The organism is Micromonospora sp. NPDC049529, from assembly GCF_055586685.1.
Genome location: NZ_JBVJHT010000004.1, coordinates 257383 through 280998, shown reverse-complemented (window position 1 = coordinate 280998; position 23616 = coordinate 257383). Strand labels below are relative to the sequence as shown.

21 protein-coding genes are annotated in these 23616 nt (G+C 71.9%); 10 read left to right on the top strand and 11 right to left on the bottom strand.

The features are described from left to right. From ACZ6QQ_RS08840 to ACZ6QQ_RS08825, 4 genes are all read left to right on the top strand, one after another. Positions 1-2691, top strand: coding sequence for an FtsX-like permease family protein (locus tag ACZ6QQ_RS08840; protein ID WP_465875317.1), 2691 nt, complete (start codon positions 1-3; stop codon positions 2689-2691). A 141-nt stretch (positions 2692-2832) separates the two neighbouring features. Continuing rightward, complete coding sequence (locus ACZ6QQ_RS08835; RefSeq protein WP_465875315.1) at positions 2833-2958, top strand: hypothetical protein; 126 nt, start codon at positions 2833-2835, stop codon at positions 2956-2958. A 51-nt stretch (positions 2959-3009) separates the two neighbouring features. After that, complete coding sequence (locus ACZ6QQ_RS08830; RefSeq protein WP_465875313.1) at positions 3010-3483, top strand: hypothetical protein; 474 nt, start codon at positions 3010-3012, stop codon at positions 3481-3483. 154 nt (positions 3484-3637) lie between these two features. Continuing rightward, entirely contained in the window at positions 3638-4471 is an 834-nt protein-coding gene (locus ACZ6QQ_RS08825) for a hypothetical protein (RefSeq protein ID WP_465875311.1), read from the top strand. 94 nt (positions 4472-4565) lie between these two features. Here ACZ6QQ_RS08825 and ACZ6QQ_RS08820 read toward each other — a convergent pair whose 3' ends face one another. Genes ACZ6QQ_RS08820 through ACZ6QQ_RS08810 form a run of 3 tightly spaced genes read right to left on the bottom strand, consistent with a single transcriptional unit; the run spans position 4566 to position 6418 of the window. After that, a complete protein-coding gene (locus tag ACZ6QQ_RS08820) occupies positions 4566-5144 on the bottom strand; it encodes a hypothetical protein (protein ID WP_465875310.1) in 579 nt (192 codons plus the stop codon). Between the two features lie 24 nt (positions 5145-5168). Next, positions 5169-5369: a hypothetical protein gene (locus tag ACZ6QQ_RS08815; RefSeq protein WP_465875308.1), complete on the bottom strand. Its 201-nt coding sequence runs from the start codon at positions 5367-5369 to the stop codon at positions 5169-5171. Continuing rightward, positions 5366-6418, bottom strand: a complete 1053-nt coding sequence (locus ACZ6QQ_RS08810) for a helix-turn-helix transcriptional regulator (RefSeq protein ID WP_465875307.1) — start codon at positions 6416-6418, stop codon at positions 5366-5368. The genes ACZ6QQ_RS08815 and ACZ6QQ_RS08810 overlap by 4 nt, the downstream gene beginning before the upstream one ends. 405 nt (positions 6419-6823) lie before the next feature. Here ACZ6QQ_RS08810 and ACZ6QQ_RS08805 point away from each other — a divergent pair, with 405 nt between their 5' ends. Then, on the top strand, positions 6824-7291 hold the full coding sequence (locus ACZ6QQ_RS08805; RefSeq protein ID WP_465875305.1) for a PPOX class F420-dependent oxidoreductase: 468 nt from the start codon (positions 6824-6826) through the stop codon (positions 7289-7291). A gap of 27 nt (positions 7292-7318) precedes the next feature. Here the strand turns inward: ACZ6QQ_RS08805 and ACZ6QQ_RS08800 are convergent, their stop codons facing one another. Next, positions 7319-7711 carry a hypothetical protein gene (locus tag ACZ6QQ_RS08800; RefSeq protein WP_465875303.1) on the bottom strand — a complete coding sequence of 131 codons (393 nt, stop codon included), beginning with the start codon at positions 7709-7711 and terminating at the stop codon, positions 7319-7321. 300 nt (positions 7712-8011) lie between these two features. On the opposite strand from ACZ6QQ_RS08800, the gene yicI reads away from it, so the two are divergent. Further along, positions 8012-10285 (top strand): alpha-xylosidase, encoded by a 2274-nt coding sequence (yicI, locus tag ACZ6QQ_RS08795; protein WP_465875302.1) that lies wholly within the window; start codon positions 8012-8014, stop codon positions 10283-10285. An 8-nt stretch (positions 10286-10293) separates the two neighbouring features. Here yicI and ACZ6QQ_RS08790 read toward each other — a convergent pair whose 3' ends face one another. The 3 genes from ACZ6QQ_RS08790 to ACZ6QQ_RS08780 are packed head-to-tail and all read right to left on the bottom strand — an operon-like array spanning position 10294 to position 12761. Then, positions 10294-11067: a YqeB family protein gene (locus ACZ6QQ_RS08790; protein WP_465875301.1), complete on the bottom strand. Its 774-nt coding sequence runs from the start codon at positions 11065-11067 to the stop codon at positions 10294-10296. Then, positions 11068-11865 carry an ABC transporter permease gene (locus ACZ6QQ_RS08785; protein ID WP_465875300.1) on the bottom strand — a complete coding sequence of 266 codons (798 nt, stop codon included), beginning with the start codon at positions 11863-11865 and terminating at the stop codon, positions 11068-11070. Next, a complete protein-coding gene (locus ACZ6QQ_RS08780; RefSeq protein WP_465875298.1) occupies positions 11862-12761 on the bottom strand; it encodes an ABC transporter ATP-binding protein in 900 nt (299 codons plus the stop codon). The genes ACZ6QQ_RS08785 and ACZ6QQ_RS08780 overlap by 4 nt, the downstream gene beginning before the upstream one ends. Positions 12762-12890: 129 nt before the next feature. Between ACZ6QQ_RS08780 and ACZ6QQ_RS08775 the strand changes: the two genes are divergently transcribed. The 3 genes from ACZ6QQ_RS08775 to ACZ6QQ_RS08765 all read left to right on the top strand — a co-directional run bounded on the left by ACZ6QQ_RS08775 (position 12891) and on the right by ACZ6QQ_RS08765 (position 15988). Next, positions 12891-14138 (top strand): sensor histidine kinase, encoded by a 1248-nt coding sequence (locus tag ACZ6QQ_RS08775; protein WP_465875296.1) that lies wholly within the window; start codon positions 12891-12893, stop codon positions 14136-14138. Then, positions 14135-14875: a response regulator gene (locus tag ACZ6QQ_RS08770; protein WP_465875294.1), complete on the top strand. Its 741-nt coding sequence runs from the start codon at positions 14135-14137 to the stop codon at positions 14873-14875. The genes ACZ6QQ_RS08775 and ACZ6QQ_RS08770 overlap by 4 nt, the downstream gene beginning before the upstream one ends. Positions 14876-15046: 171 nt before the next feature. Beyond that, positions 15047-15988 (top strand): phosphotransferase, encoded by a 942-nt coding sequence (locus tag ACZ6QQ_RS08765; RefSeq protein ID WP_465875293.1) that lies wholly within the window; start codon positions 15047-15049, stop codon positions 15986-15988. Here the strand turns inward: ACZ6QQ_RS08765 and ACZ6QQ_RS08760 are convergent. Further along, positions 15963-18458: a hypothetical protein gene (locus ACZ6QQ_RS08760; protein WP_465875291.1), complete on the bottom strand. Its 2496-nt coding sequence runs from the start codon at positions 18456-18458 to the stop codon at positions 15963-15965. The genes ACZ6QQ_RS08765 and ACZ6QQ_RS08760 overlap by 26 nt on opposite strands. 270 nt (positions 18459-18728) lie before the next feature. Between ACZ6QQ_RS08760 and ACZ6QQ_RS08755 the strand changes: the two genes are divergently transcribed. Continuing rightward, the gene (locus tag ACZ6QQ_RS08755) at positions 18729-19448 is read left to right on the top strand and encodes a hypothetical protein (RefSeq protein WP_465875290.1); all 720 of its coding nucleotides are present in this window, start codon (positions 18729-18731) and stop codon (positions 19446-19448) included. Between the two features lie 146 nt (positions 19449-19594). On the opposite strand, the gene ACZ6QQ_RS08750 is transcribed toward ACZ6QQ_RS08755, so the two are convergent. The 3 genes from ACZ6QQ_RS08750 to ACZ6QQ_RS08740 are packed head-to-tail and all read right to left on the bottom strand — an operon-like array spanning position 19595 to position 23509. Beyond that, on the bottom strand, positions 19595-20320 hold the full coding sequence (locus tag ACZ6QQ_RS08750; RefSeq protein ID WP_465875289.1) for a hypothetical protein: 726 nt from the start codon (positions 20318-20320) through the stop codon (positions 19595-19597). Continuing rightward, entirely contained in the window at positions 20313-22646 is a 2334-nt protein-coding gene (locus ACZ6QQ_RS08745) for a hypothetical protein (RefSeq protein ID WP_465875287.1), read from the bottom strand. The genes ACZ6QQ_RS08750 and ACZ6QQ_RS08745 overlap by 8 nt, the downstream gene beginning before the upstream one ends. A gap of 2 nt (positions 22647-22648) precedes the next feature. Continuing rightward, positions 22649-23509: a hypothetical protein gene (locus ACZ6QQ_RS08740; protein ID WP_465875286.1), complete on the bottom strand. Its 861-nt coding sequence runs from the start codon at positions 23507-23509 to the stop codon at positions 22649-22651. Positions 23510-23616 lie beyond the last annotated feature (107 nt).

The following is a 23616-nucleotide window of genomic DNA, read 5'->3' as shown; positions in this document are numbered from 1 at the left end:
GTGTCCGAGCGGGCCGGTGGCGAGAAGACCCGGCCGACCGGTCCACCGATCGCCGAACGTCGAGCGGGGCGGCGCCACCACGCGACCCGGTCCGGTCCGCTGCGCCGGATCCGGACCTACGCCGGACTCATGGCACTGCTCGGCGTGCTCTGCCTGGTCGCGGCGCTGCTGGTCGGCGCCGTACCGCGACTCGCGAACGGGTTCACCGACGAGGGGCTGCGGCAGGACCTCGGTCGGCTGCTGCACCCGGCCCGGGACCTGACGTTCACCGCCCGGCCGGGACAGTCCGCAACCGACGATCCGGCCGCGATGGCGGCGCGGCTCGACCCGTACCGCAAGGGGTTGCCGGCCCCGCTGCCGGCGCTGGTCGACCAGCAGTGGTACGCCGCCCGGGTCGGCCCGGAGCGGTTGGAGGTCTCCGGCGACGCCGCGCCGTTCGACGGCCGTTGCCGGCCGGTGCTGTCGTTGCGCTTCCAGACCGGCGCGCAGCAGGCGGTCACGATGGTCGACGGGCGCTGGCCCGCATCGGCCGGCACCGTCGAGGCGGCCGTCTCCCGGCAGGTGGCGGACGCGGTCGGACTGCGGGTGGGGCAGACCTTCAGCATCGGTGGCGCCGACCCGGCACCGGACCCGAGCCGGTCGGCACCGGTCCGGGTGGTCGGGATCTACCAGCCCGACCAGCCCGACGCGCGGGACTGGGACGACATGCCGCTCGCGGTCCAGTCGTGCCCGGTGCCCAGCGACGGCGATACGCACCGGGCCGCGCTGCTCACCGACCTGTCCGGGCTGAGCACGGCGGCCCGACGGACGGGCGTGCTCACCCACGAGTGGAGGTACCGGCTCGACGAGCGGCGGTTGTCCGCCTCGGACCTTCCGGCGCTGGTCTCGGCGGTGGCGCGGACGACCCGTACCCCACCGGCGGACGGGCTGGTTCTGACCACCGGTCCGGCCGCCGCGCTGACGACCTTCGAGGACCAGCTGCGTACGGTCCGAGCCCTGCTCGCCGTGGTCCGGGCCGGTACGTTCGTCTGCGTACTCGGGCTGGTCCTGCTCGCCGCCCGGCTCCTGACCGACCGGCGGCGGGAGGAGTTCCACCTGCTCGGGGCACGAGGTGCCGCCACGTCGACGCTCGGTGCCCGGACACTGGCCGAAACCGTGCTGGTCGTACCGGCGGCGGTCGGCGCCGGCTGGCTGCTCGCCGCCCTGCTTCCGGGTCGCCCGGCCGAACTCGAACAGCCGCTGCTGGCGGCGCTGACCCTGACCGGCACACTCGCGGTGCCGTTGTCGGTGATGGCCGCGCACCGTCGGCGGGGACCGGTCGACCGGCGGCGGGAGGCGGTTTCGCCGCGCCCGACCGTACGCCGGCTGACCGCCGAGGCCCTCCTGCTCCTGCTCGCCGCGCTCGGCGTGGTGCTGCTCCGGCTGCGCGGGCTCGACGCCACTGTCATGAACGTGATGCCGCTGGACCGGGACGGCGGCGTCGACCCGTACCTGGTGTCGGTGCCGGTGCTGCTGGCCGTCGCGGCGGCGGTGATCGCGCTGCGGGTGGTCCCGTGGCCGCTGCGCGGGGCGGGCGGGCTTGCCGCCCGGTCCCGCGGCGTGGTGGCGTTCGTCGGGCTGAGCCGGGCCGGTCGGGCCGCGCCGGCCGGCTTCGGGCCGCTCGCCGTCCTGATCGTCGCGATCAGCACCGGCGTGTTCACACTGTCGGTGGCCGGCGCCATCACCGGTGCCCGTGATCGCGCCGCCGACGTGGAGATCGCCGCCGACGCCCGGCTGACCGGTGCCGCGTTCGTGCCGTCGACCGTGGACCGGCTCGCCGGGATCCCCGGCGTGAGCGCCGTCGCACCGCTGCTGGTCGAGTCCGGTACGCCGGTGCGCACCGGTACCGGGTCGGGCGGTCGGGAGGTCGGCCAGGTGCAACTCGTCGTCCAGGACGGTCCGGCGGTCGTCCGGGTCGCCGGGGCGAGCGGACTCGATCCGGACCTGCCGGCCGAGCTGACCCGGCCCGGACCCGTCGGCGGTCCGATTCCGGCGGTGGTCTCGCCGGACGTGGCCGTGGACCTCGCCTCGGGCGGCGTCGTCGAGGTGCAGGGGCGCCGGTACGAGATCCGGGTGAGCGCCGTACGGACCAGCTATCCGGGCGTCGACCTCGACGTCCGGCGTTTTGTCGTCCTGCCCTGGCAGGCGTTGCCGGTGCCCGATCTCCGGCCGATCGTGCCCAACCGCTTCCTGCTGGCCGGTGACGGCTTCTCGGCGGCGCGGGTACGTGAGGTGGGTGACGCCGGTCAGCGCGAGTATCTGGCCGGGGTGCTGGGGCGTGCGGTGGTGGCCGACTCGCCGCTGCCGCTGCCGGCCGCCGTGACCACCCGGCCGGCCCATCGGCAGGCGCTGGAGCGGGCCGGGGTCAACCGGGTGCTGAGTTTCACCTTCGTCGCCGGTGCCGCCGGTGCGGTCGGGTTGGCGCTGCTCGCGGTGGCGTTCACGGTGCTCGCCGGTGCGCCGGGCCGGGCCATGGTGGTGGTCCGGTTGCGCACGCTGGGCCTGTCGGCACGCCAGGGCCGGGAATTGGTGCTGTACGAGCTGGTGCCGGTGCTGGGAGCGGCCATACTGACCGGCATCTCGGTCGGCGCCGTGCTGCCGGCCCTGCTAGGCCCAGCGCTCGGCTTGTCCGACCTCACCGGTGCGGATTGAACCACCAGCAACTTCCACAACCTACTGATCCAAGATCCGCGCAGATGTAGAGAAAGAGTGGCTTCCCACGCGGGAATAGCCCCTCTTTCTCTACATCTGCGCGATCGTGGGGTGGGGTGGGGTGGGGTGGGGTGGGGTGGGGTGGACTCGGGATCGGCCGTTGCGGCCGCCGACCTCCTCGCCGAGCGGAGCGAACTGGTCGAACCGTCGGGGTCGCTCGATCTCCAGGGCGGGCGGCTCGTCGTACCGACAGCGACGGTGCCGTGATCGTGGTCATGATCAACCCAAATCGGACGCGGGGACGGTAAGCTCACCCCCGTGACCGCCGTGATGCTCTCCCACCCCCTGTGGTGGATGGCGCGCCGGTCACTGCGGCTGCTCACCGGCCTGATCCTGATGGCGCTCCTGCTCGGCCTGGGCGCCGGTGCCGCCGAGGCCGCCCCGCCGTCCGCCGTCGCGCCGCAGTCGGTCGTGACCGCGCCCGCCACGGCCACGGACGCAACGGCAACGGCCCTGTACGTGTCGGCAACGGCCACGGACGCAACGGCAACCGACGCAACGGCAACGGCCCTGTACGTGCCGGCAACGGTCACGTACGCAACGGCCACGGACGCGTCGACCGTCGAGACGGCGCCGCAGGCCGGTGCGTCGACAGCGGACGCCGCCCCGGTCACCGTCGGACCCGGCCGAGCGGACCAGCCCACGGTGTCGCACCGCCCGGCGCGGTCGGACCTCCCGACCGGCACGGGGTACGGGCTTCCCGCCGCCCCGAGGGCCCCGCCCCGCAGGTGACGCGGCCGGCCACTGCGGCCGGCGAACGTGTCTGCGCGATCCGCGACCCGTATCCCAGGCTCCCCGTGGGCTGATCGGTGACGACGTCGGACGGAATCGCGCGAATCTGCTGGGAACCCCGAACGCGATCGTTTATCGGCGAGGTGTGCTGGTTATGGACAATCTCATGTACTTCTTCCTGCTCGACATTCCCCGGGCGGCGGTGATCTGGTCCGCCCTGATCGTGGTGGCACTGATCGCCATGGCCGTCCTGATCGCCCGTCGGCCCGCGCCCGAGTTCTCCGACGGAGACGTACCGACCGGCGGCGGGGCCGGCAACCCGATCCGGGCGGCCGTCGCCGGCCGGGCCCGGCTCACCGCCGAGGCACAGGAGTTGATCCGGTACGCCGACGAGGTGGCCGTCGCGGCGGGACGGGCGGCCGAGACGGCCCGCCGTCGCCGCGAGGAGTGGCTGGCCGCGCAGGACGACGCCGAGGCGGCGTGGCGGGCGTACGAGGCTGCCGACGTCGACGCCCGGCGGGTGGCCGCCACCACGTACCTGCCGGTTCCGCGTACGCCACGCACCCCGGCCGAGTACGCCGACCGGGAGCGTTACCTGCACCGGGCCGCGCTGAGCGCCTGCGGTCGGCAGGAACTGTCCGTTCTGGAACTGGGCGACGCCCTGGCGCACCGCAACGGGTGGGACCCCCGCCGGCACCCGGTCGAGCAGGAGGTCGTGCTGCGCCGCGCCGTACGCGACGGTCGGCTCGCCGCCCAGCACCGGGCGGCCGAACGGGAGCGGGCCGCGTGGCGTACGGCCGAGGCCGCCGCGGTCGCCGCCCGGAGCCTGCGGGACGAGGCGTTCGCGGCGGCCGAGCGGGCCAGCCAGGCGTCGCACCTGCTGCCGCCGGGCGGCGGCGGTACGGGCGGCGCCGCCGGTACCCCGGTCCGCGACGCGTCCCGCCGAGCCCGGCCGAACGCCCGGTGGCGCCCGGCCAGCGCCGGCTGATCCCAGCCCGGCAGTTGGCCGGGCCGGGACCGGAGTCGGTCCGCCGATCAGGATCCGGGCGACGTCGGTCGGCCCGCGATCCGGGTGTCGCCGGTCAGGCCATCCGGAAGCAGGTGCCGCAGAACCCGCCCGGGTCCCCGATCTGCCCCTCGTCGAACAGCAGGATCGGCTTCGTCACCAACGGATCGTTGGTGGACAGCGGCTCCCAGGTCATGTCGAGGTCGGCATCGAAGGTCACCCGGAGGCAGGCCACCGGGGCGGTGATGGTCCGCATCAGACAGATCCCGAGCTCACCGGGCTCCATCAGGCCGTACGTGTGGGCCGAGACCGGTGTGGGCGCGCCGACCAGGTACGGCCGCAGTTGTCCGTAGAAGGCGCGGGCCGAGGTTTCGTCGGCCCGGAACGCCACCATGGCGAAGCGGTACATCGACCAGTCGGGGCCGCAGTTGGTGATCTCGGCGGTGACGAAAAGCTGTTGGCTCGCACCGAGGACCGGGGGATCGATCTCCCCGGTCGCGCAGGACGTCGCGAACCAGGCAGCGGGGATGGGCGGCGGGTCCGCCTGGACGACCGGGGGATTGCCGCCGGCAACGGCGGTGCCCGGGGAAAACAGCAGTGTCACCGCGGTGACGATGGCGAGAAGCTGGGCGAGGCGGACCGGTGACCGGCGCATTCGTCTCCTTGGGGTGGGGTGTCGTCAGGGCGCTACGGGCTGGTCCGGCTCCGGGGCCCCGGGACGCACCCCGGGGTCCACGAAACAGGTGGCGCAGACGCCGACTCCTCTGCCCGAGAGGTTGAACTCCGTACCGGCTGCGGTCACCGCGCCCGCGAAGGCGAGTACGGCAGCGGTCACGAGCGTGATCAGGGTCGGTACGAGGCGGATCGGCAGGTGTCTCATTCGTCTTTCCCGGGTGGAGGTTCGGTGGTGCAGGACGTCGGTAGGGGAGCGGCACCGGCGGCGCCGAGCAGGAGGGCGAGTTGGAACCGGTTCTCCACGCCGAGCCGGTCCATCAGCTCCCGCATGGTGTACGCCACCGTCCGTACGCTGAGTTTCAGCTCGTTGGCGGCGGACACGTCGGTGTGTCCGGCGGACAGGAGCGCGACGAGCGCCTGCTCCCTGGGCGTGAGTGTGATGGGCGGAACCCCCTGTCGGTGCGGATCGCGTCCCTGCATCCACAACCGGTCGAAGAGTCCGCAGAGTGCCTGTACCACCGGCGGGTCGTCGACCTCGACGACGCCGGTTTCGAAGTTCAGCGGGTCGGCCGGGAAGAGCACGACGCGGCGGTCGAAAACGATCAACTTGATGGGTAGGTCGGGCAGTTCCCGGTAGGTCATGGCCGTTCCGCCCATCTGGGCCAGGTGCGCGGTGGAACGGTCGCCGTCGCCGGGTGGCCGGCCGAGAACGCGGATCTGGATGCCCCGTTCGACCAGGGCGCGGTCGACCGGGAGGGCAGCAGCGGTCGCGTCCGCCGTGATCACCTCCTCGGTGTTGATCGCCAGGTGCTCGTACCGCTCGGCGGCGGCGAGGTGGGCGATCCGGCGTCGGGCGAGCGAGCGGCTGCCCCAGCGCCGGATCCGGGACTCGTCCAGCACCGGCAGGTCCAGCCCGTCGAGCGTGCCGAAGTGCTGCCGCCACCGGTCCCGCCCGGTGCACGGCACGACCGGTCGGCGCAGGTGTCGCAGCACCTGGGACACCGGGCACGGGTCCCAACGCCGGGCCACCGGGCTGCCGGACCGCAGCGCGGGCGACCGGGTCGGCCGGGCCGCCCGTACGGCCGCCAACTCGTCCAGGGCGGCGACCACGCGTGACCGGGGCAGGCCGAGTTCTCGGCTCAGTTCGGTGTCCTTGCGTCCCCCCATCATCGTGAGTGCGCGGTAGATGAGATCCGCGTCCGGTGACACCCCCCACCGGGTGAGGCGCGGAATCGTCTCGGTGGTTTCGGGCACCCGATCCTCCCGTTGACCGTTGTGGAGCGGCCCCCCGCTCTTGCCCATACACAGCACATCATCGCGTCAACCCGACGGGAAGGGCGGCGGTGCGGCATTGCACGATCATGCAATGGATTGCCGAGTGTCCTTGCTCGACCGTGACGCGCTGTCGCATTGTCATCGGGCAGCGCGGGGAGAGCTACACAACGGGGGGTAGCTCTCTCCGCGACGTGGGTCGGGGCCCGGCGACGCGTGCGATGCGGGGGCACCGCGCGGCAGCCGACCCGGCCATGCCCGCCGTGGGGCCACGGGTGCCGTCCTCCCGGACCCGCAGGCCCCACGGCGGTGCGCGACCCGTCGCCGCGAATCCGGTACGGGGACCGCCCGCCGGGCCGCCGCAGGTGGCGACCTATGGTGGGTGCCATGCCCCGCGCCATCGCGACCAACACCCGGGTCGACCGTGACCACCTGACCGAGTTCCTCGCCCCGCGTCACCGGGCCGTCCTGCTCACCACCCGGGCCGACGGCCGCCCCCAGTCGTCGCCGGTGGCGTGCGGCGTCGACGCGGCCGGCCGGATCGTCATCTCCACCTATCCCGAACGGGCGAAGGTGGCCAACATCCGCCGCGACCCCCGGGTGTCGGTCTGCGTCCTCTCCGACGACTGGAACGGGCCGTGGGTGCAGGTCGACGGCACCGCCGAGGTGCTCGACCTGCCGGAGGCGCTGGAGCCGCTGGTCGACTACTTCCGGTGCATCTCCGGCGAGCACCCGGACTGGGACGAGTACCGGCAGGCGATGCGTACGCAGGGCAAGTCGCTGATCCGGGTGACGATCGACGGCTGGGGTCCGCTGGCCACCGGTGGCTTCCCACCCCGGCTCGCTGACAACTGACGGTGATGAGCACGGCGACGTGACCGGTCAGCGGGTCGGGCCGCCGACGACCTGTAGTTGCAGCGGGCGGTAGTCGGTGTGCGGGTCGGTCACGGTGAAGCCGGCCGAGTCGAGGATGGACCAGATCGCCTGCCGCATCGACTCGGCGACGGCGCCGAAGTGCCGCAGCACCGGGTCGTCCATCCGTTGTTCGGCCACGCACGCCACCACCGCGTTGCCCAGTCGCCGGTGCGGTCGCCAGAGCACGAACACACCGCCGGCCTCGTCGTCGCCCGGGTCCACGTCCACGGTCACCCCGGCGAAGTAGTCGTCGTCGCCCTCGGCGGCGACCGGCAGACCCGCCTCGGACAGCACGTCGCGTACCTGTGCCGCGAGGCGCTTCCAATCGTCGAGCACCGTGGCCGGTACGAGGGTGAACACGCCGGGACTCCTCCAGCGTCCGAAGCGGCCGCGTCACCGCGGTCCTGACCTGATCAACAAGGTCGACCCTAGCTGGTCCTCCCATACGACCACACGCCCACCGTGACGACGCGGGCCGTGCTCGTACGGGAATTCCCGGTCACGCCATTGACACGGCCCTGGTGCGCTCATAGCTTCGGTCGAGGCCGTCAGTCGAATCGCTTCGACTGACGGCTCTTCCCGATCTCGACCTTCGACGACGACAACAACCGGCGGTGTGGCCGGCGCGGTCAGGTGACGCATCGACCGATAGGACCTGGGATGAAGTTCAGCAACGGCTACTGGCGGATGCGCGACGGCGTGCAGCCGCTCTACCCGATGCAGGTACGCGACGTCACGGTGGAACCCACCGCCCTCACCGTGTACGCCCCGACGAGGAAGATCCTGAACCGGGGCGACACCCTCAACCAACCGCTGGTCACCGTACGGTGCACCTCGCCCGCGCCCGACGTGATAGCGGTGCGGGTCGGGCATCTGCTCGGCGGACGTCCCCGCCGACCGGAGTTCTCCCTCGCCACCGACCCGTCGACCGAGGTGCGGACCGGCGACGGCGCCGACTTCGCCACCATCACCTCCGGTGCGCTGACCGCCCGGTTCCACCGGGGCGACGACTGGCGCCTCGACTTCGTCGCGGCCGACCGGGTGCTGACCAGCAGCGGTTACAAGAGCATGGCCGCGCTCGACACCGACGACGGCCCGTACGTCCGCGAACAGCTCCTGCTCGGCGTCGGCGAAACCGTGTACGGGCTCGGCGAGCGCTTCGGCCCGCTGGTGAAGAACGGCCAGACGGTCGACATCTGGCAGGAGGACGGCGGCACCAGCAGTGAGCACGCGTACAAGAACGTGCCGTTCTACCTGACCACCGGCGGGTACGGCGTCTTCGTCAACCACCCCGGTCGGGTGTCGTTCGAGGTGGCCGCCGAGGCGGTGTCGAAGGTGTCGTTCAGCGTCGCCGGGCAGTCGATGGAGTACCTGGTCATCTACGGCCCCACGCCACGGGAGATCCTGCGCCGGTACACCGCGCTCACCGGCCGCCCGGCCCTGCCACCGGCCTGGTCGTTCGGCCTCTGGCTGAGCACCTCCTTCACCACCTCGTACGACGAGGAGACGGTCAACACGTTCGTCAGCGGGATGGCCGACCGGGACCTGCCGCTGTCGGTCTTCCACTTCGACTGCTTCTGGATGCGCGAGTTCCACTGGTCCGACTTCGAGTGGGACCCACGGGTCTTCCCCGATCCGGTCGGGATGCTGAAGCGACTGCGGGAACGGAACCTGCGGATCTGCGTCTGGCTGAACCCGTACATCGCCCAGCGGTCGGCGCTGTTCGCCGAGGGGATGGAACACGGCTACCTGGTGCGGAACGCCGACGGCGACGTCTGGCAGTGGGACCAGTGGCAGGCCGGCATGGCCCTGGTCGACTTCACCAACCCCGACGCCTGCCGCTGGTACGCCGACAAGCTGCGGGTCCTGCTGGACATGGGGGTGGACGCGTTCAAGACCGACTTCGGCGAGCGGATCCCGACCGACGTGGTGTGGCACGACGGCTCCGACCCGGAACGGATGCACAACTACTACACCCACCTCTACAACCGGGTCGTCTTCGACCTGCTGCGCGAACACCGGGGCGAGGGGGAGGCGGTGCTGTTCGCCCGGTCCGCGACCGCCGGTGGGCAGCAGTTCCCGGTGCACTGGGGTGGCGACAGCGAGTCCACCTTCGAGTCGATGGCGGAGACGCTGCGCGGCGGGCTGTCACTGGCTATGTCCGGCTTCGGCTACTGGAGTCATGACATCGGCGGCTTCGAGGGCAGGCCGGATCCGGCCCTGTTCAAGCGCTGGGTGCCGTTCGGGCTGCTCTCCACGCACAGCAGGTTGCACGGCAGCCAGAGTTACCGGGTGCCGTGGGAGTTCGACGAGGAGGCGGTCGACGTACTGCGGATCTTCACCCGGCTCAAGGCGCGGCTGATGCCGTACCTGTTCGGGCAGGCGGTGGTGGCGCACCGGGAGGGGATGCCGGTGCTGCGGCCCCTGGTGGCGGAGTTCCCGGACGATCCGGCGGTGGCGTACCTGGACCGGCAGTACCTGCTCGGCGACAGTCTGCTCATTGCCCCGGTGTTCTCGGCGGACGGCACGGTGGACTACTACGTGCCGGCGGGCACCTGGACGGATCTGATCACCGGGGCGGAGATCACCGGTCCGCGCTGGGTGCGCGAGTCGGTCGGCTTCGACCGCGTTCCGCTCCTGGTCCGCCCCGGTACGGTCCTGCCGCTCGGCGCCGTGCACAATCGCCCCGACTACGGGTACGCCGACGGCGTGACCCTGGCCGTCTACCAGCTTGCCGACGGCGCGGACGTGACGGTGAGCATCCCCGCCCCCGACGGCTCCGAAGCCGCCCGGTTCACCGTCACCCGCACCTCCTCCACCCTCACCGCCACCCGCCGCCTAGGAGCCCCCCTCCCCTGGCACATCCACCCCCACCCCCACCCCACCCCCCACCCCATCCCCGCCCCCCAGCCCACCTGGACCGGCCCCTGTTGATCATGAAGTTAGGTACGCGGATCGGCTCGGGTTCCGTCGCCAACTTCATGATCAACAGGGCGGGGGGTGGGGGTGGGGGTGGGGCGGCGCCAGTGTTGGTGTTTTTGGTCGTCTTTGAGGATGTAGCCGAGGTGGGTCAGTTCGGTGCGGATTCGGGTGGCGTAACTGGACCTGCCGTCCTTGAGGGCCTTCTGGCGGGCGGTCAGCAGGACGTTGACGTTGTCGGGCAGGTCGTCGACGGGTGCGACCCAGAGGCGGTAGTCGGCCCGGTACGGATCCTCGGCGAGCCAGCGGTAGCCGTGCGCCTCGAACGCCTCGCGGAGAGGGTCGCCACTCAGGTCCGACTTCTCCCGGGCCAGCTCGGCGCCCACGGGGTCGAGCAGCACCAGGTGCTTGCCGTCGAGGAAGACCACGGCCACCGCGGATCCGTCGACCCGACGTACGGTGCCGTCGCGGCGGGCGAGGGTGATCCGGTCGGCGGCCACGGTCACCGCGAGCTGCTCGTGCACCGCCGTGACCGCGACGATCAGACCGGCGATCACGCCGATCACGACGGCGCCGAGGGTGGCCGCGGGGTCGGGCAGGTCGTCGACGAACTTGGCCGGGATCCGCAGCGGTGCCCACGGCACCTTCGTCATCCAGCCGGTGAGCGCGTGCAGCCCGGCGATCGCGCCCGCGCCCAGCAGTGGGAAGAGAACCCAGATCAGCAGTCGTACCCAGCCGGGCTCGGCCACCACCCGTTCACCGGGTGGCGCCCCCGGCGCGGGCTCGGCCGGGGACATCTACGACACCTCGCGACGGATTATCCGCACCACTCCGGCGACCAGCGGCACCAGCACCCAGACCGCCACCGACACCGCGATCCGGCCCCACTGTCCGGCGGTCACGTCGGGGGTGGTCAGCGGCTCCAGGGTGAGGGTCAGGTCGAGCCACTCCGCCACCTCGCGTAGCCCGCCGATCATCGTGCCGAGCAGCGTCCAGGCGGTCGGCAGCACGAAGTAGAGCACGATCGCCAGCGGGGTGTTCAGCAGCAGCATGCCGAACGCCACACCCATCACCACGTTGACCACCTGGAACACGGCCGCGTACGCGATCAGCTGCGGTTCGAGCGACCAGGTGCCGGCCCCGCCGAGCGCCTCGGCCAGGACGGTGCCGATCGCCGCGATCACCAGACTGGCCAGCACCGAGGCGAGCGAGGCGACGACCGCGGCGGCGATCTTCGCCACCAGCACCCGCGACCGCTGCGGCACCAGCGCGAACGTCGTCATCACGGTGCGCTGCGACCATTCGCTGGTGACCAGCAGGATGCCGAGCACCGGCAGCAGCATGCCGATCGGCAGCAGCGACGGGACGAAGAAGTTGGTGAACGTCTGGTCCGCGTCCGGCATGTTGAACAGCTGGACGGCGACGATCACCGCCGCCGCCAGGGCGATCACGATCAGCAGCCAGTAGCCGGCCCGGGTGTCGGTGAGCTTGCGCAACTCGACACCGGTCAGCCGGGCCAGGCCGGGGTGGGGCAGCGCGGGAGGGGACTTCGGCCCCGCCGGCGAGGTGGCCGGGTTGATGGTCGTCGTGGTCATTTGACTGCCTCCCGTACGGAGTCGCCCGCGGTCAGGGTGAGGAAGATCTGTTCCAGGCCGTTGCTCTCGGCGGAGCGCAGCTCGACCAGCACCGCGCCGACATCGGCGGCCACCCGTCCCACCGCCACCGGCTCGGCCTGGACCAGCAGGCTCCCGTCGGTGCTGGTGGTGGCGGTCAGCCCGGCCCGTTGCAGGGCCGTACGCAGGGTCTGCGGGTCGACCGCCCGGACCACGGTGCCGGTGCCGGCCAGCAGCTCGTCCTTGCTGCCCTGGGCGACGACCTTGCCGCCGCCGATCACCACCAGCCGGTCCGCCACCGCCTCCACCTCGCGCAGCAGGTGCGAGGAGAGCAGCACCGTCCCGCCCCGGTCGGCGAACTCGCGCAGCAGTCCGCGCATCCAGAAGATGCCCTCCGGGTCCAGCCCGTTCGCCGGCTCGTCGAGGATCAGCACCCGTGGCTCGCCCAGCAGTGCCTGGGCCAGCCCGAGCCGCTGGCGCATGCCGAGCGAGTACTTACCGACCCGCCGCTTCGCCGCCACCGCGTTCAGCCCGACCCGGTCCAGGGCCTCGCCGACCCGTCGCCGGTTCACGCCCATCGTCATCGCGGCCAGGGTCAGCGCCTCCTGGCCCGTACGCCCGGCGTGCTGGGCCGAGGCGTCCAGCAGGATGCCGATCTCCCGCCCCGGGTTCGGCAGGTCCCGGTAGCGGACCCCGTTGATGGTGGCGGTGCCGGCCGAGGGCGGGGTCAGCCCGCAGATCATCCGCATGGTGGTGGACTTGCCGGCACCGTTCGGGCCGAGGAACCCGGTGACGGTGCCCGGTTCGCAGTGGAACGTCACGTCGTCCACGGCCGGGTGCGCCCCGTACCGTTTGCTCAGGTGGTTGACCGCAATCATGGGATCAGCGTGACCGTCCGGGGCCACCCGCCGCTGCGGCCGTCGGTCGGTGTCGCGCGACCTTGGTCTACGCGCGGACCTCGACTTTGGTCGCTGTCGGTGGCCGGTGACGGTACGTAACATGGGTGCGTGACCGGTACCGGGGCTTCGGAGAACGCCTGGCTGCTGCCGTCCGCCCTGACCGCCCCGGCGGACCGGGCCGGCCGCCAGCCGCGCCGCACCACCCGGGACTGGATCGTCGACTCGCTCTGCTTCCTGATCGCGTTCGGTTTCGTGATCCTGGTCTCCTGGGACCTGCACCAGCGGGACCAACCGAGTCCGCTGGGCACCATCCCGGAGTGGGTGCTCACCATCGACGGCTGGCTCAGCGTCGCGCTCTGCGGCGTGCTCTGGGTACGCCGCCGCTGGCCGGTCCAGCTCGCCCTGGCCGCACTGCCGCTGAGCCTGATCTCCACCCCGTCCGGGATGGTGGTGCTGATCCTGCTCTTCACGGTGGTGCTGCACCGGCCGCTCAAGGTCGCCGGCCCGGTGATCGGCCTGCACGTGCTCGCCGCGCTCGCCTTCTGCTGGCTGCGCCCCGACCCGTCGATGAGCATGCTGGTGTCGATGACCCTGACCGTCGCGATCACGGTCTCGGTCGTGCTCTGGGCCATGGTCGTCCGGGCCCGACGGCAGCTCGTGGTGTCGCTGCGGGAGCGGGCGCACCGGGCCGAGGCGGAGCAGCAGTTGCGCATCGCCCAGGCCCGGCACCTGGAACGGACCCGGATCGCCCGGGAGATGCACGACGTGCTCGCCCACCGGATCTCGCTGCTCAGCCTGCACGCCGGGGCGCTGGAGTTCCGCCCCGACGCGGCCCCGGACGAGGTGGCGCGGGCCGCCGGGGTGATCCGCGACAACGCCCACCTGGCCCTACAGGACCTGCGCGAGGTGATCGGGGTGCTCCGCGAGGAAAGCACCGGCGAGGCGCCGGAGCGGCCCCAGCCGACCCTGGCGGACCTGGCCGTGCTGGCCGAGGAGTCCCGCCGGGCGGGGATGCGGGTCAGCGTCCGGGAACGGGTCGACCGGGCGGAGGTGGTGCCGGCCGGGATCGGGCGCAGCGCGTACCGGATCGTGCAGGAGGGGCTGACCAACGCCCGCAAGCACGCGCTCGGCGCGGCGGTGACGGTGACCGTGGCCGGTGGTCCCGGCACCGGGCTGAGCGTCGAGGTCCGCAACCGGTGGCCGGTCGGGCAGCTGCCCACGCAGCGGATCCCCGGCACCGGCACCGGGCTGGTCGGGCTCGCCGAGCGGACCAGCCTGGCCGGCGGGCGGCTGGAACACGGCCGGACCGAGGCCGGTGACTTCCGGCTCGCGGCCTGGCTACCGTGGTCGGCGTGAGAGTGGGCGGCGACGGGTCGACGGCGGCGGGCGGGGACACGACGATCCGGGTGCTGCTGGTCGACGACGACGCGCTGGTCCGGGCCGGACTGTCGATGATCCTCGGCGGGGCCGACGATCTCCGGGTGGTCGGTGAGGTGGCCGACGGTGGTGAGGTCGCCGCCGCGGTGGCGGCGTACGCGCCGGACGTGGTGCTGATGGACATCCGGATGCCCCGGGTCGACGGGCTGGCCGCGACCGAGGCGCTGCGGCAGGCACCCGATCCGCCCGAGGTGCTGGTGCTGACCACCTTCGACGCCGACGAGCACGTGCTCAGGGCGCTGCGCGCCGGTGCCAGCGGCTTCCTGCTCAAGGACACTCCGCCGGCCGAGATCGTCCGGGCGGTGCGCCGGGTGGCGGCCGGCGAGGCCACCCTGTCGCCGGCCGTCACCCGCCGGTTGATCGCGTACGCGACCGGCCCCGCCCCGGAGTCCGGCGGCGCCCCTGCGGCCGCCGGTGGGCGGTCCGGTGCGGATGCCCGGCGGGACCGGGCGCTGCGGCAGCTCGCCGGACTCAGCGAGCGGGAACGCGAGGTGGCGCTGGCGCTCGGCCGGGGCTGCTCGAACGCGGAGATCTCGGCCGAGCTCTACATGAGCGTGGCGACGGTGAAGGCGTACGTCTCCCGGCTGCTGGCGAAGCTCGACCTGAACAACCGGGTGCAGGTGGCCCTGTTGGTGCACGACGCGGAACTGGTCTGAGCCGACCCCGACTTGCGCGATCACTCCCAGTTTGTCCGTTCGGCGTCTTTTCCAGATGACCGCAGTTCTTTGTACGGATGCTGACGCGGATCGATGCCGTCCCCAAAATGAACGTGGAGTATCCAGTTAGTGACGATGGGTAGTCATCGTGGGGTTGGAAGGCGGATCGACATGCCGGACAGCAAGCTCGACCAGCCGGAGTTGGCCGCCCTCCTCGCCCGGTACGACATCGCCGCACCCGACGTCGTACCGGTGCCCGACGGGACGACCAACACCAGCTACCTGATCCGGGGCCGGACCGCCTCCTACGTCCTGACCGTGCTCGACGACCACGACGAGACCTCCGCCCGACGGCTCACCGCCCTGCTCGACCACCTGGTCCGGCACGGGGTGCCGACCAGCCGCCCGCTGCGCGGCCGCGACGGTGCCGAACTGGGCACCTTCCGGGGCCGACCGGTGCTGGTCAAGCAGTACCTGCGCGGCCACTGCCGGGCACCCCTGCCCCGGCACAGCTGCGCCGCCGCCGGGGCACTGCTCGGCCGGGTGCACACCGTGCCGGTGCCGAACTGGCTACCCCGGCGGGTACGCCGACTCCCCACCGGCTGGCTGGCCCGGGTGGACACGTTCGCCGACCGCCGGTTCGCCGACTGGCTCCGCGAGCGGTGGGTCGACGCCGCCGGGGTGGAGACCCTGGCCGGACCGTACGGACTGGTGCACGGCGAGTACGTGGCCCGGAACCTGGTGATCGGTGAGGACGGCGGGCTGGCCGTACTCGACTGGGAGACGGCAAGCCACGACCTGCTGGTGCTCGACCTCGGCATGGCACTGGTCCGGCTCTGCGCCATCGACGGCCGGTTCGACGCCGACCGGGCGGCTGCCGTACTCGGCGGCTACCGGCGGGCCCGCGAACTCACCGACGGCGAGTACGCCCACCTACGCCCCGCCGCCCTCTACGCCGGGCTCTGCGTCGCCTACCACCGCTACCTGCGCTACCAGCGGCGCCGGCCCGACCCGGACGGCGTGCACCGCTACCGGGCCCTGCCGGCCTTCCTGGCCAGCCTCGACCAGCACTGGGACCGGCTCCTGGTCAACTCGGCCGCCCGGACCCGCTGACCGGCCCACCGCCCGGACCATCAGCCGGGGCGCCGTCCGGACCGTCGACCGGGCCGGCGGCCCGGATCCGGGGTCGGGGTACGGCGGTCGCGGATCCCACCTCACCGGCCAGCCGGTCCACGGTCAGCCAGACCGCCGGGTCGGTCCAGTAACCGGAGTGGCGGCCGGCGACCGGCTCCGGCTGACCGTAGATGTACCAACTCGTCCGTGGGTCCGGCAGTTCCACGTCCACCGGCTGCCCGTCACCGTCACCGCCACCATCACCGCCACCGCCGTCGATGGCGGGATCCGGGGCGAGGACCGGGCCGCCGACGAAGTCGGTCAGGTAGTAGAAGTTGCGCCAATCGCGTACCGCCGTCCCCGACGTACCGTCGGCCGGGGTGAGCCGGCGCAGCGCCGCGTCGTCGAAGTACGCCGGAAACGCCCAGCCGTAGAGGGTGCGCAACGGCGACCCGAAGGTCACCAACGCCACCACGTCGTCGTCCGGCCGGCTGTGCGGCTGCAACAGCGCGGCGGCGGCGATGACGGTGCCCTGGCTGTGCGCGGTGAGGACCACCCGGCCGCCCCGGTCGTGGATCCGCCACAGCCGCCGCTGCACCTCCGGCACCGCCCGTTCCGCGTACGACGGCGGCGCCAGCGGGTGGTACGCGCGCGGCCAGAACGTCATCACGTCCCAGATCACGCCGATCCGGCGTCGACTCTCCAGGTTGCGCCAGCCCCGGCGGAGCACCACGATCACCGCCAGCGGGATGCCCGACGCCAGGTAGCTGCCGAGGGTGAAGGCCCACTGGGTGCCCCAGGGCAGCTTGCCGCAGAGCCAGAAACGTACCTGGATCGCGACCAGCACCGCCGCCCCGACCACTGCCATCGTGGTCATCAACTTGTCCAGGTCGTGCGCCACCCGGGCGAACCGCCGGGCCCGCGCCACCCGTGCGCCCCAGGCCCACCCGACCGACGACGACCCCGGACTGCCCGATGGGGAGGATCCGCCGGTTGCCGCGTCGTACTGCCAGCGTCGCTCGTCGGCCGGCTCGGCCACATTGCCCCGGTACCACTCGCAGATCCGGGCCACCGTCGCCCGGTCCGTCCCCGCCCGCCAGTAGACGACCAGCTCGTACAGGGCGAAGAGCAGGATCAGCGCCAGCGGGACCAGGGTCAGGTAGTGCACCAGCTTGCCGATGATCGGGTAGACGTACACCTCCGAGCCGGTGGTCGGTGCCGATGGCAGCGTGGTCCGCGACGACACCTCGGCCACCAGGTCGGCGAACCGGGACATCGCGCCGAGCAGGACCACGTTGAGCGCGAAGACGCTCAGCGCCAGCGCCACGAACGGGCCGAAGATGACGAACGTCCCGCGCCGCCAGCCGCCGGCCAGTGACGCGACCAGCACCAACAGCAGGCTGCCGAAGACACTGCCGAGGGTCAGGCCGGCCACCGTCGGGATGCCCGGCAGGTAACCGAACGGTTGGGCGTACCCGGGTTGGATCGCGGCGAACCAGCCGGCGCCGACCAGCGCGACCGCGCCCACCGCGAGCGTCGCGAGCGCACCCCCGGCCGGGCACGCGTCGAGCGCGGTGAGGACCAGTACGGCGACCATCAACCCGCCGCCGACCAGCAGGACCAGCAGGTGCAGCCAGCCGGCGGCCACCGGCGCCCCGGCCGCCGACGAGGTGGCGTGCACGGTGTGTACGAGGCTGAGCCCGACGAAGCCGAGGCCCGCGCCGAGATGCAGGCAGCCCAGGTCGAGGGCGCTGCGCCGGCCCGCCCAGAAGCTCGGATCGGACAGCCCCACGCCGGGCTGGGCGGCGCTGCGCGCCGAGGGCGGGACGGTGACCCGCAGCGGCGGGCTGACCGCCTCGTACCGGCTGATCGAGCGCAGCGTCAGCACAGCCAGCAGGGCGATCAGGGCGAGCGGCGCCAGCGCGCCGATCAGCAGCCGCCGGCCCGGAAAGTCGGCCAGCAACGGGTCGCGCAGCGGACGCAGCAGCCAGCTCTCGTCGGCGCACCGGGCCTGTCCACCGCACTGGTACGCGAGCAGCTCCAGCGCCGTGATCACGGAGATGAGCAGCAGGTTGAGGGTGAGGCAGAGCGCCGCCCAGCGGGCCGCCGTGCGGTGCAGCCGGAACCGCCACCGGGAGGCGAGGGTACGCGGCGAGCACATCCAGCCGGCGACGTTCGCCAACGCGAACGGGAAGAGCAGCAGCCAGAGCACCCGTGACCCGGCCCGCGACGTGATCCCGCCCCACGAGTACGCCTCGACGTGCCGCCCGGCCATGTCGGCGGTCCGGTAGAAGCCGGCGATCCGGTCGCCGGAGACCTGCAACGGGGCGTCGTCGCCGAGCAGGTCCTGCGGGGTGGTCCCGCCGACGCCGTGCAGCCGTAGTTCGGTGACCCCGGTGAGGTCGGGAATCGGGGGTACGAGCCCGGGGGGACGCTGGACCGGATCGGTGTCGAATCGCACGAGCGGCATGGGCAACATCTCCGATGATCAGCTCCGGAACCTCGTTCTCCCTGTTCAGGGCCGTGTTCGAGGCGACCGTCGCTGCTCCACCGTGCGCCCGTCGGGCACCTGACGCAGTCAGATTTCGGACTATATGCGCTGAAAATGGCAAACCAGCGGGTGTGGCGTCCCATCCGACATCCACCGGCCGGGTGCCGTGTCACCGAGCCGACGCAACCGTCGTCACGGTCCACGGGTGTAACGGGCACGGCCGGGAACCGGCCATGACGAGGAGGAACGATGTACCGAGCACGGGGGACCGGCGGCCGATGGCGGGTCGCCACGATGACGGCCGCACTGGGCGCCGGACTGCTACTGGCCGGGTCGGGCTGCACCGGCGCCGACGAACCGTCCACCGGCGGCACCGGTGCGGGCGGCACCGCGCCGACCACCGCCGTCGCCACACCCACCGCGTCCACGCCCGTGACGGCGGCACCCGCGACGGCGACACCCACCGACCCGCCCGCCACCCGTACCCCGAGCCGCCCGGCCGCGACCAGCGCGAAGCCGCCGGCGGGGCACCACCCGGCGCGCGACCTCACCGACCTGGAAGCGCTGACCGACGGCCTCACCCTCGGCCGCCCGGTCAACGGGGTACGCCACGGCGAACTGGTCGTGACCATCCGGAACAACGGGCGCTTCCCGGTCGACCGGCTGATCTTCACCGTCGAACTGCCGGCGAGCATGTCCGCCGACGGCGGCGACTGGGCCGGCTGCGACACCCTGCGGTCGCGGCAGGACGGATTCCCCGCCGGATCCAAGTGTGACAAGGGCCTCCTGGCCGCCGGTGAGTCCCGCGTCTACCGCCTCGGCGTGCAGTCACCATCCTCGGAGGACGACAACGACAGCACCGTCTCCCGCTGGCTCACCGACACCTGGTCCGCCGGCCCCCGGGGCGAGATGTACCGCGACACCGCCCCCGACAACAACCGCCGAATCTTCCGCATCACCCGCTCCTGACCCCCCACCCCACCCCCCCACCCCACCCCACCCCCCCCTTGCCCCACTCCTTGCCCCGGCGATCTAGGGCAAATGGTGGTGGTCGGAGATCAACAAACACGTATTTGCCCTAGATCGCCGGGGCCGGGGGCGGGGTGGGGGAGCGGTTAGAGGTTGAGGACGCGGGCGGCCAGGTCGCCTCGGTCGAAGGAGACGAAGACGTCGCCCAAGCGGGCGAGGAGGTACCTGCGTTCCTCCTCGTTTAGTCCGCTGAGGAAGTCATGCACCATGCCCGCGATCGCGGGGACCTCCGGTGTGACGGACGATGTGATCCGGGCTGCTACCCGCTCGAACTGATCGTTCAACAGCGGCTCCAACGAATTCGGGTGGTGCTTGAGCCAGTAGCAGCGTGCCGTAGCGGGATCGGCGAGTACCTGCTCCCGCAGGTACCGCAGCTGTGACTGCTCCAGTTGCTGTTCCAACTGCTGGACGGCCAGGTTCCGCCGCAACTGGGCTGCCAGTTGCGCGGCCTGCTCCACCTCCGGCGCCACCGTCAGCGCAACCTTGCAAAGCAGTATCCGGATGTTGGACGGCTTCAGGTTCAGCAACGGCAGCCGGTAGTTCAGTTCGGCTTCCAACACCGAGCGACTGGTCACCTCGGCCGCTGCCGTAATGCGTCTCGCCGTGTCCAGCAAAAAGTATTTCAATGCCGTCTCGCCACGCTCGGCCTCACCACCCAGCAGTTGCCATTCGGCTGTGACCACTACGGTGAACGTCGCCCCAGGCATGCTGCTCGGCAGCACGTCGATGATCTCGATTCGCCGGGTGGCCGGTGGCGGTGGCGCAACCGGCGGCTCGGGCGGACTGAATAGGTCATGGAAGAGCTCAGACATTCCCATACGTGCTCCAAACCTCGGATCGGGAAGGGCGGGTCAGGGTCGGATCGGCTTTGTGTAGTTCGCTGACCAAGCGGTCTCGGAGAGCGCCGTGCGCCGGACGGCTGAGGTCCGAGGCGGGCGGCTGCCATTCGTACAGCAGGGCGCGGATCCGGGCGATCCGGCGGCCGGCGGCGGCGTCGGCGCCCACCGCGACGGCCATCAGATGGGTGACCAGTCGGGTCCGGTGCTCGTTCCCGGCCGCCACGTCCCACCAGCGGCGCAACAGCACCGAGACCCCACTGCCGGCCCCGGCCGAGTGTGTCACCGCGTGGCCGACCGCCGTTCCGAGCGTCCGGAGCATCTCCGGGGACGCGTCGACGACCTCGTCGAGGACCTCGTCGGCGGTATCGGTCGGCGTCCGGGTGTTCGGGATCGGGTGCTGCGACGGTTCGGTTTCCGGCGTACGCAGGGAGCCGGCCGGTGGCCCGGACGGCCGACCGACGAGTTCGAGCGCCCGACCGGCCAGGACGATCCGGGGTACGGAGTTGCCGGCCAGCCACCTGCCGAGTCGGAGCAGCACCGGGGTACGCAACGCCGGGCGCTCCCAGAGTGACCGCAGCGCGGCCAGCACCGCCTCCTCGACCTCGGGCTGACCCCAACGGGCCAACTGCCCGAGCCGGACCAGTGCCTGCTCGACGTAGAAGTCGGCGAACCTGCCCCCGCAGACCTGGGCCACCGTTGCCAGCACCGACGGGTGGTGCCGCACGGCCGCCCACCGGTAGAGCCGACGTCGGGTCGCGGTGCCGATCTCCGGACTGAGGGCGGCCAGCCCGAGCAACTCCACCAGCGGTGCACGCAGCTCGGTGCGTCGGGCCCAGACTGGTGTCACCACGGACAGGATCTCCGGGGATTGTCGCCGCAGGGCGGTACGCAGCAGTAGCTCGGCGATCCCGGCGGCAAGCGTACGGTCGACGCTGTTTCCGGTGAGCGGCAACCGGGCCAACCAGCGCCAGAGTTCGTACTGGAAGCTGTCGGTTCGGTCGGTGATGACGAAGTCCAGCACCGCGTCGCCGTACCGGGGGCGGCGAAACTGCACCCGACCGGCCTGGTCGAGGTACGCGCCCACCTCGTCGAGCAGTGCTCGCACCCCGGACTCGGCCAGGCCGACGGGTGTGTCGTCGCCGAGTTGTGCGCCCAACTGCTCGGCCGCCCAGAGCACCCTCCCCGGGGTGGTGCCGGCCAGGGTCGCCGCCGCCACCAGGAAGAGTCTCGGCCGTGGTTCCCGATGCAGACTGAACCAGGTGCGTAGCTCGGCGTCCCAGTTCCGGAACGCCGAGGTGAGTCCCTCCAGTAACTCCTTGGAGGCCGGCTGATCCGGACCGAGCAGTTCCTCCCGAGCCGGGCGGCCGGTTGGCGATGCCAGGAGGTCGTTGGTCAGCCGGGCCAGCCGTACCGCGTCGGCGGGTGTCGCGGCCGTCAGCAGGTTCGACACCCTCGGAGTGTCGGGCAGCCAACTGAGGTCGAGTTCCGGGAAGAACTTTCGTAGCTGTGCGCCGAGCACCCGGTGTGCCGGTGGTGTGCCCACCCGCAGCACCGGTCCGTCCGCCTCCGGGTCGAGTTGAGACCACACCTCCCTGGTGACGGTCACCACCAGGTAGGAGCCGATCCTCGCCAGGGATTCGCCGTGCGCCGCGAGGTCGCGAGCGAATCCCGGGTGCACGTGCGATGCCTGCTCGGGCAACTCCAACAGGTATGCGAAACCCGCGTGTACGGGCAGCGCGGTGATGTCGAGTTGTTCGTCCCTGGCCGGGTCGAAGGCCCGGATCTCGCGCAGCGTACGGCCGGTGCCGTCGAGCAGACGCAGAGCGGCGGTCCGGCGACCGCTACCGGCCGCCGCCACGAGCACCGTCGCGCCGTACAGCCGTAGCAGGTCGACGGCTTCCGCACTGCCGAGCAACTTTCCGTTCGTACGCCGGTAGCCGGGCTCGACGAAGGTACCGAGCAGTTCCCGTACATACCGCTTCGTCAGCTCGTGGTAGTCGCGCATCCGGTCGAAGTGTTGGTACAGATTGCCGTAGACGATTCCGGCGACCTGGCCGGAGTTGGGTCCGACAGTGACCGTCACCGAGGGCGCAAGGTGCTCGGCGTCATCTTCCGCCAGGTCGTCTTCCAGCAGCTCATCCTCTTCGATCCCAAGGTCCGCATTCCGGTCCTCGGCCAGATCCGACGGTGCCGACTCGGCATCGGCGGAGGTGAGCTGTGGGCTGTGGGCGAACGGCGGTGCGGCGACGGTCGGGTCCCCAGCGGAGGCGTCCGGGGCTTCTTCGGTCGTGCCGGTCATGCTCACCGTCCTGCGCCGGACTGGTGCATGCCGCCGCTGACCGTGCCGGCCACCTGCCCGCTGTTCCGTGCGACGCGTACGGCCGTGCTGCCCGGCCGGGCCCGCTGCCCGCCGCCGACGGACTCGTCCGCGGGATCCGGCCGCCCGTCCGGCGCGTTGACGGAAGCACTCGTCTGGTCGTGGTGGCCGGGCGGAGAGAGGCGCGGCAGGACCAGCAGGCTTCCCGAGGGCTCGGGTATGTAGATCCAGGCTCGCTGGCTGAACTGTTTACCGGGCACGGTGGCCGCGACCTCGATGAAACGGTCGGGATGGCGGCCGGTGTAGCCATCCACCACCACGTCCTGGAAGACCCGGTCGGAGAGGACAGCGGCCACGCAGGTGACCTCGGCGCTCGCTGCGGCGAGCATCAGCTTCACCGGCTCGGAGTCGAGCAGCCGGTGCGTGTCGTTGCGGGCGGTGCCGTTCCCGGACAGGTGCGCTCGGCTCGTGTCGACGGTGACGGGGCCGACGTTCAGGGCCACCCGCAGACGGATGAGCGGCGTCCCGCGCCGGGACGAGTGGTTGTATTCCGCGACCACTTCCTGAAGCGTGGCCAGGTAGGGGTGGACGAGCGCGGGCAGCAACCGGGTCGGTACGCCGATCGCGAAGCCGTCGCCGGTACCGGCGAAGAACGGCGGCATGGTCCAGGCATCGCCGATCCCTGCCCTGGTCGCTGCTTCTTCGGCCAGCCGGGGGATGAGGTCACTGACCTGCTGGTGCGTGCTGCCGGGCTCGCCGGTGAAGCCCTTCGCGTCCACGGCGAGTATGCCGGTATAGGGCGGCAGTTCGCGGGCGGCAGTGAATGGGGTCTGCGTTGCGATCACGGTGTCTCCTGCCGTCGGGGGTGACGACACCGCATCTTGCCGACCGGAGGTCTTCTGTTCTGCCCAGTAGTGGGCAGTTGTGGCAACCGTACGTGGACGGTCGTGGC

Coding starts and splice junctions, on each gene's coding strand:
- ACZ6QQ_RS08750 (WP_465875289.1), bottom strand. CDS start 20,320: ATGTCTGAGCTCTTCCATGACCTATTCAGTCCGCCCGAGCCGCCGGTT.
- ACZ6QQ_RS08825 (WP_465875311.1), top strand. CDS start 3,638: ATGGACAATCTCATGTACTTCTTCCTGCTCGACATTCCCCGGGCGGCG.
- ACZ6QQ_RS08755 (WP_465875290.1), top strand. CDS start 18,729: ATGTACCGAGCACGGGGGACCGGCGGCCGATGGCGGGTCGCCACGATG.
- ACZ6QQ_RS08780 (WP_465875298.1), bottom strand. CDS start 12,761: ATGATTGCGGTCAACCACCTGAGCAAACGGTACGGGGCGCACCCGGCC.
- ACZ6QQ_RS08765 (WP_465875293.1), top strand. CDS start 15,047: ATGCCGGACAGCAAGCTCGACCAGCCGGAGTTGGCCGCCCTCCTCGCC.
- yicI (WP_465875302.1), top strand. CDS start 8,012: ATGAAGTTCAGCAACGGCTACTGGCGGATGCGCGACGGCGTGCAGCCG.
- ACZ6QQ_RS08820 (WP_465875310.1), bottom strand. CDS start 5,144: ATGCGCCGGTCACCGGTCCGCCTCGCCCAGCTTCTCGCCATCGTCACC.
- ACZ6QQ_RS08760 (WP_465875291.1), bottom strand. CDS start 18,458: ATGCCGCTCGTGCGATTCGACACCGATCCGGTCCAGCGTCCCCCCGGG.
- ACZ6QQ_RS08815 (WP_465875308.1), bottom strand. CDS start 5,369: ATGAGACACCTGCCGATCCGCCTCGTACCGACCCTGATCACGCTCGTG.
- ACZ6QQ_RS08790 (WP_465875301.1), bottom strand. CDS start 11,067: ATGTCCCCGGCCGAGCCCGCGCCGGGGGCGCCACCCGGTGAACGGGTG.
- ACZ6QQ_RS08785 (WP_465875300.1), bottom strand. CDS start 11,865: ATGACCACGACGACCATCAACCCGGCCACCTCGCCGGCGGGGCCGAAG.
- ACZ6QQ_RS08805 (WP_465875305.1), top strand. CDS start 6,824: ATGCCCCGCGCCATCGCGACCAACACCCGGGTCGACCGTGACCACCTG.
- ACZ6QQ_RS08745 (WP_465875287.1), bottom strand. CDS start 22,646: ATGACCGGCACGACCGAAGAAGCCCCGGACGCCTCCGCTGGGGACCCG.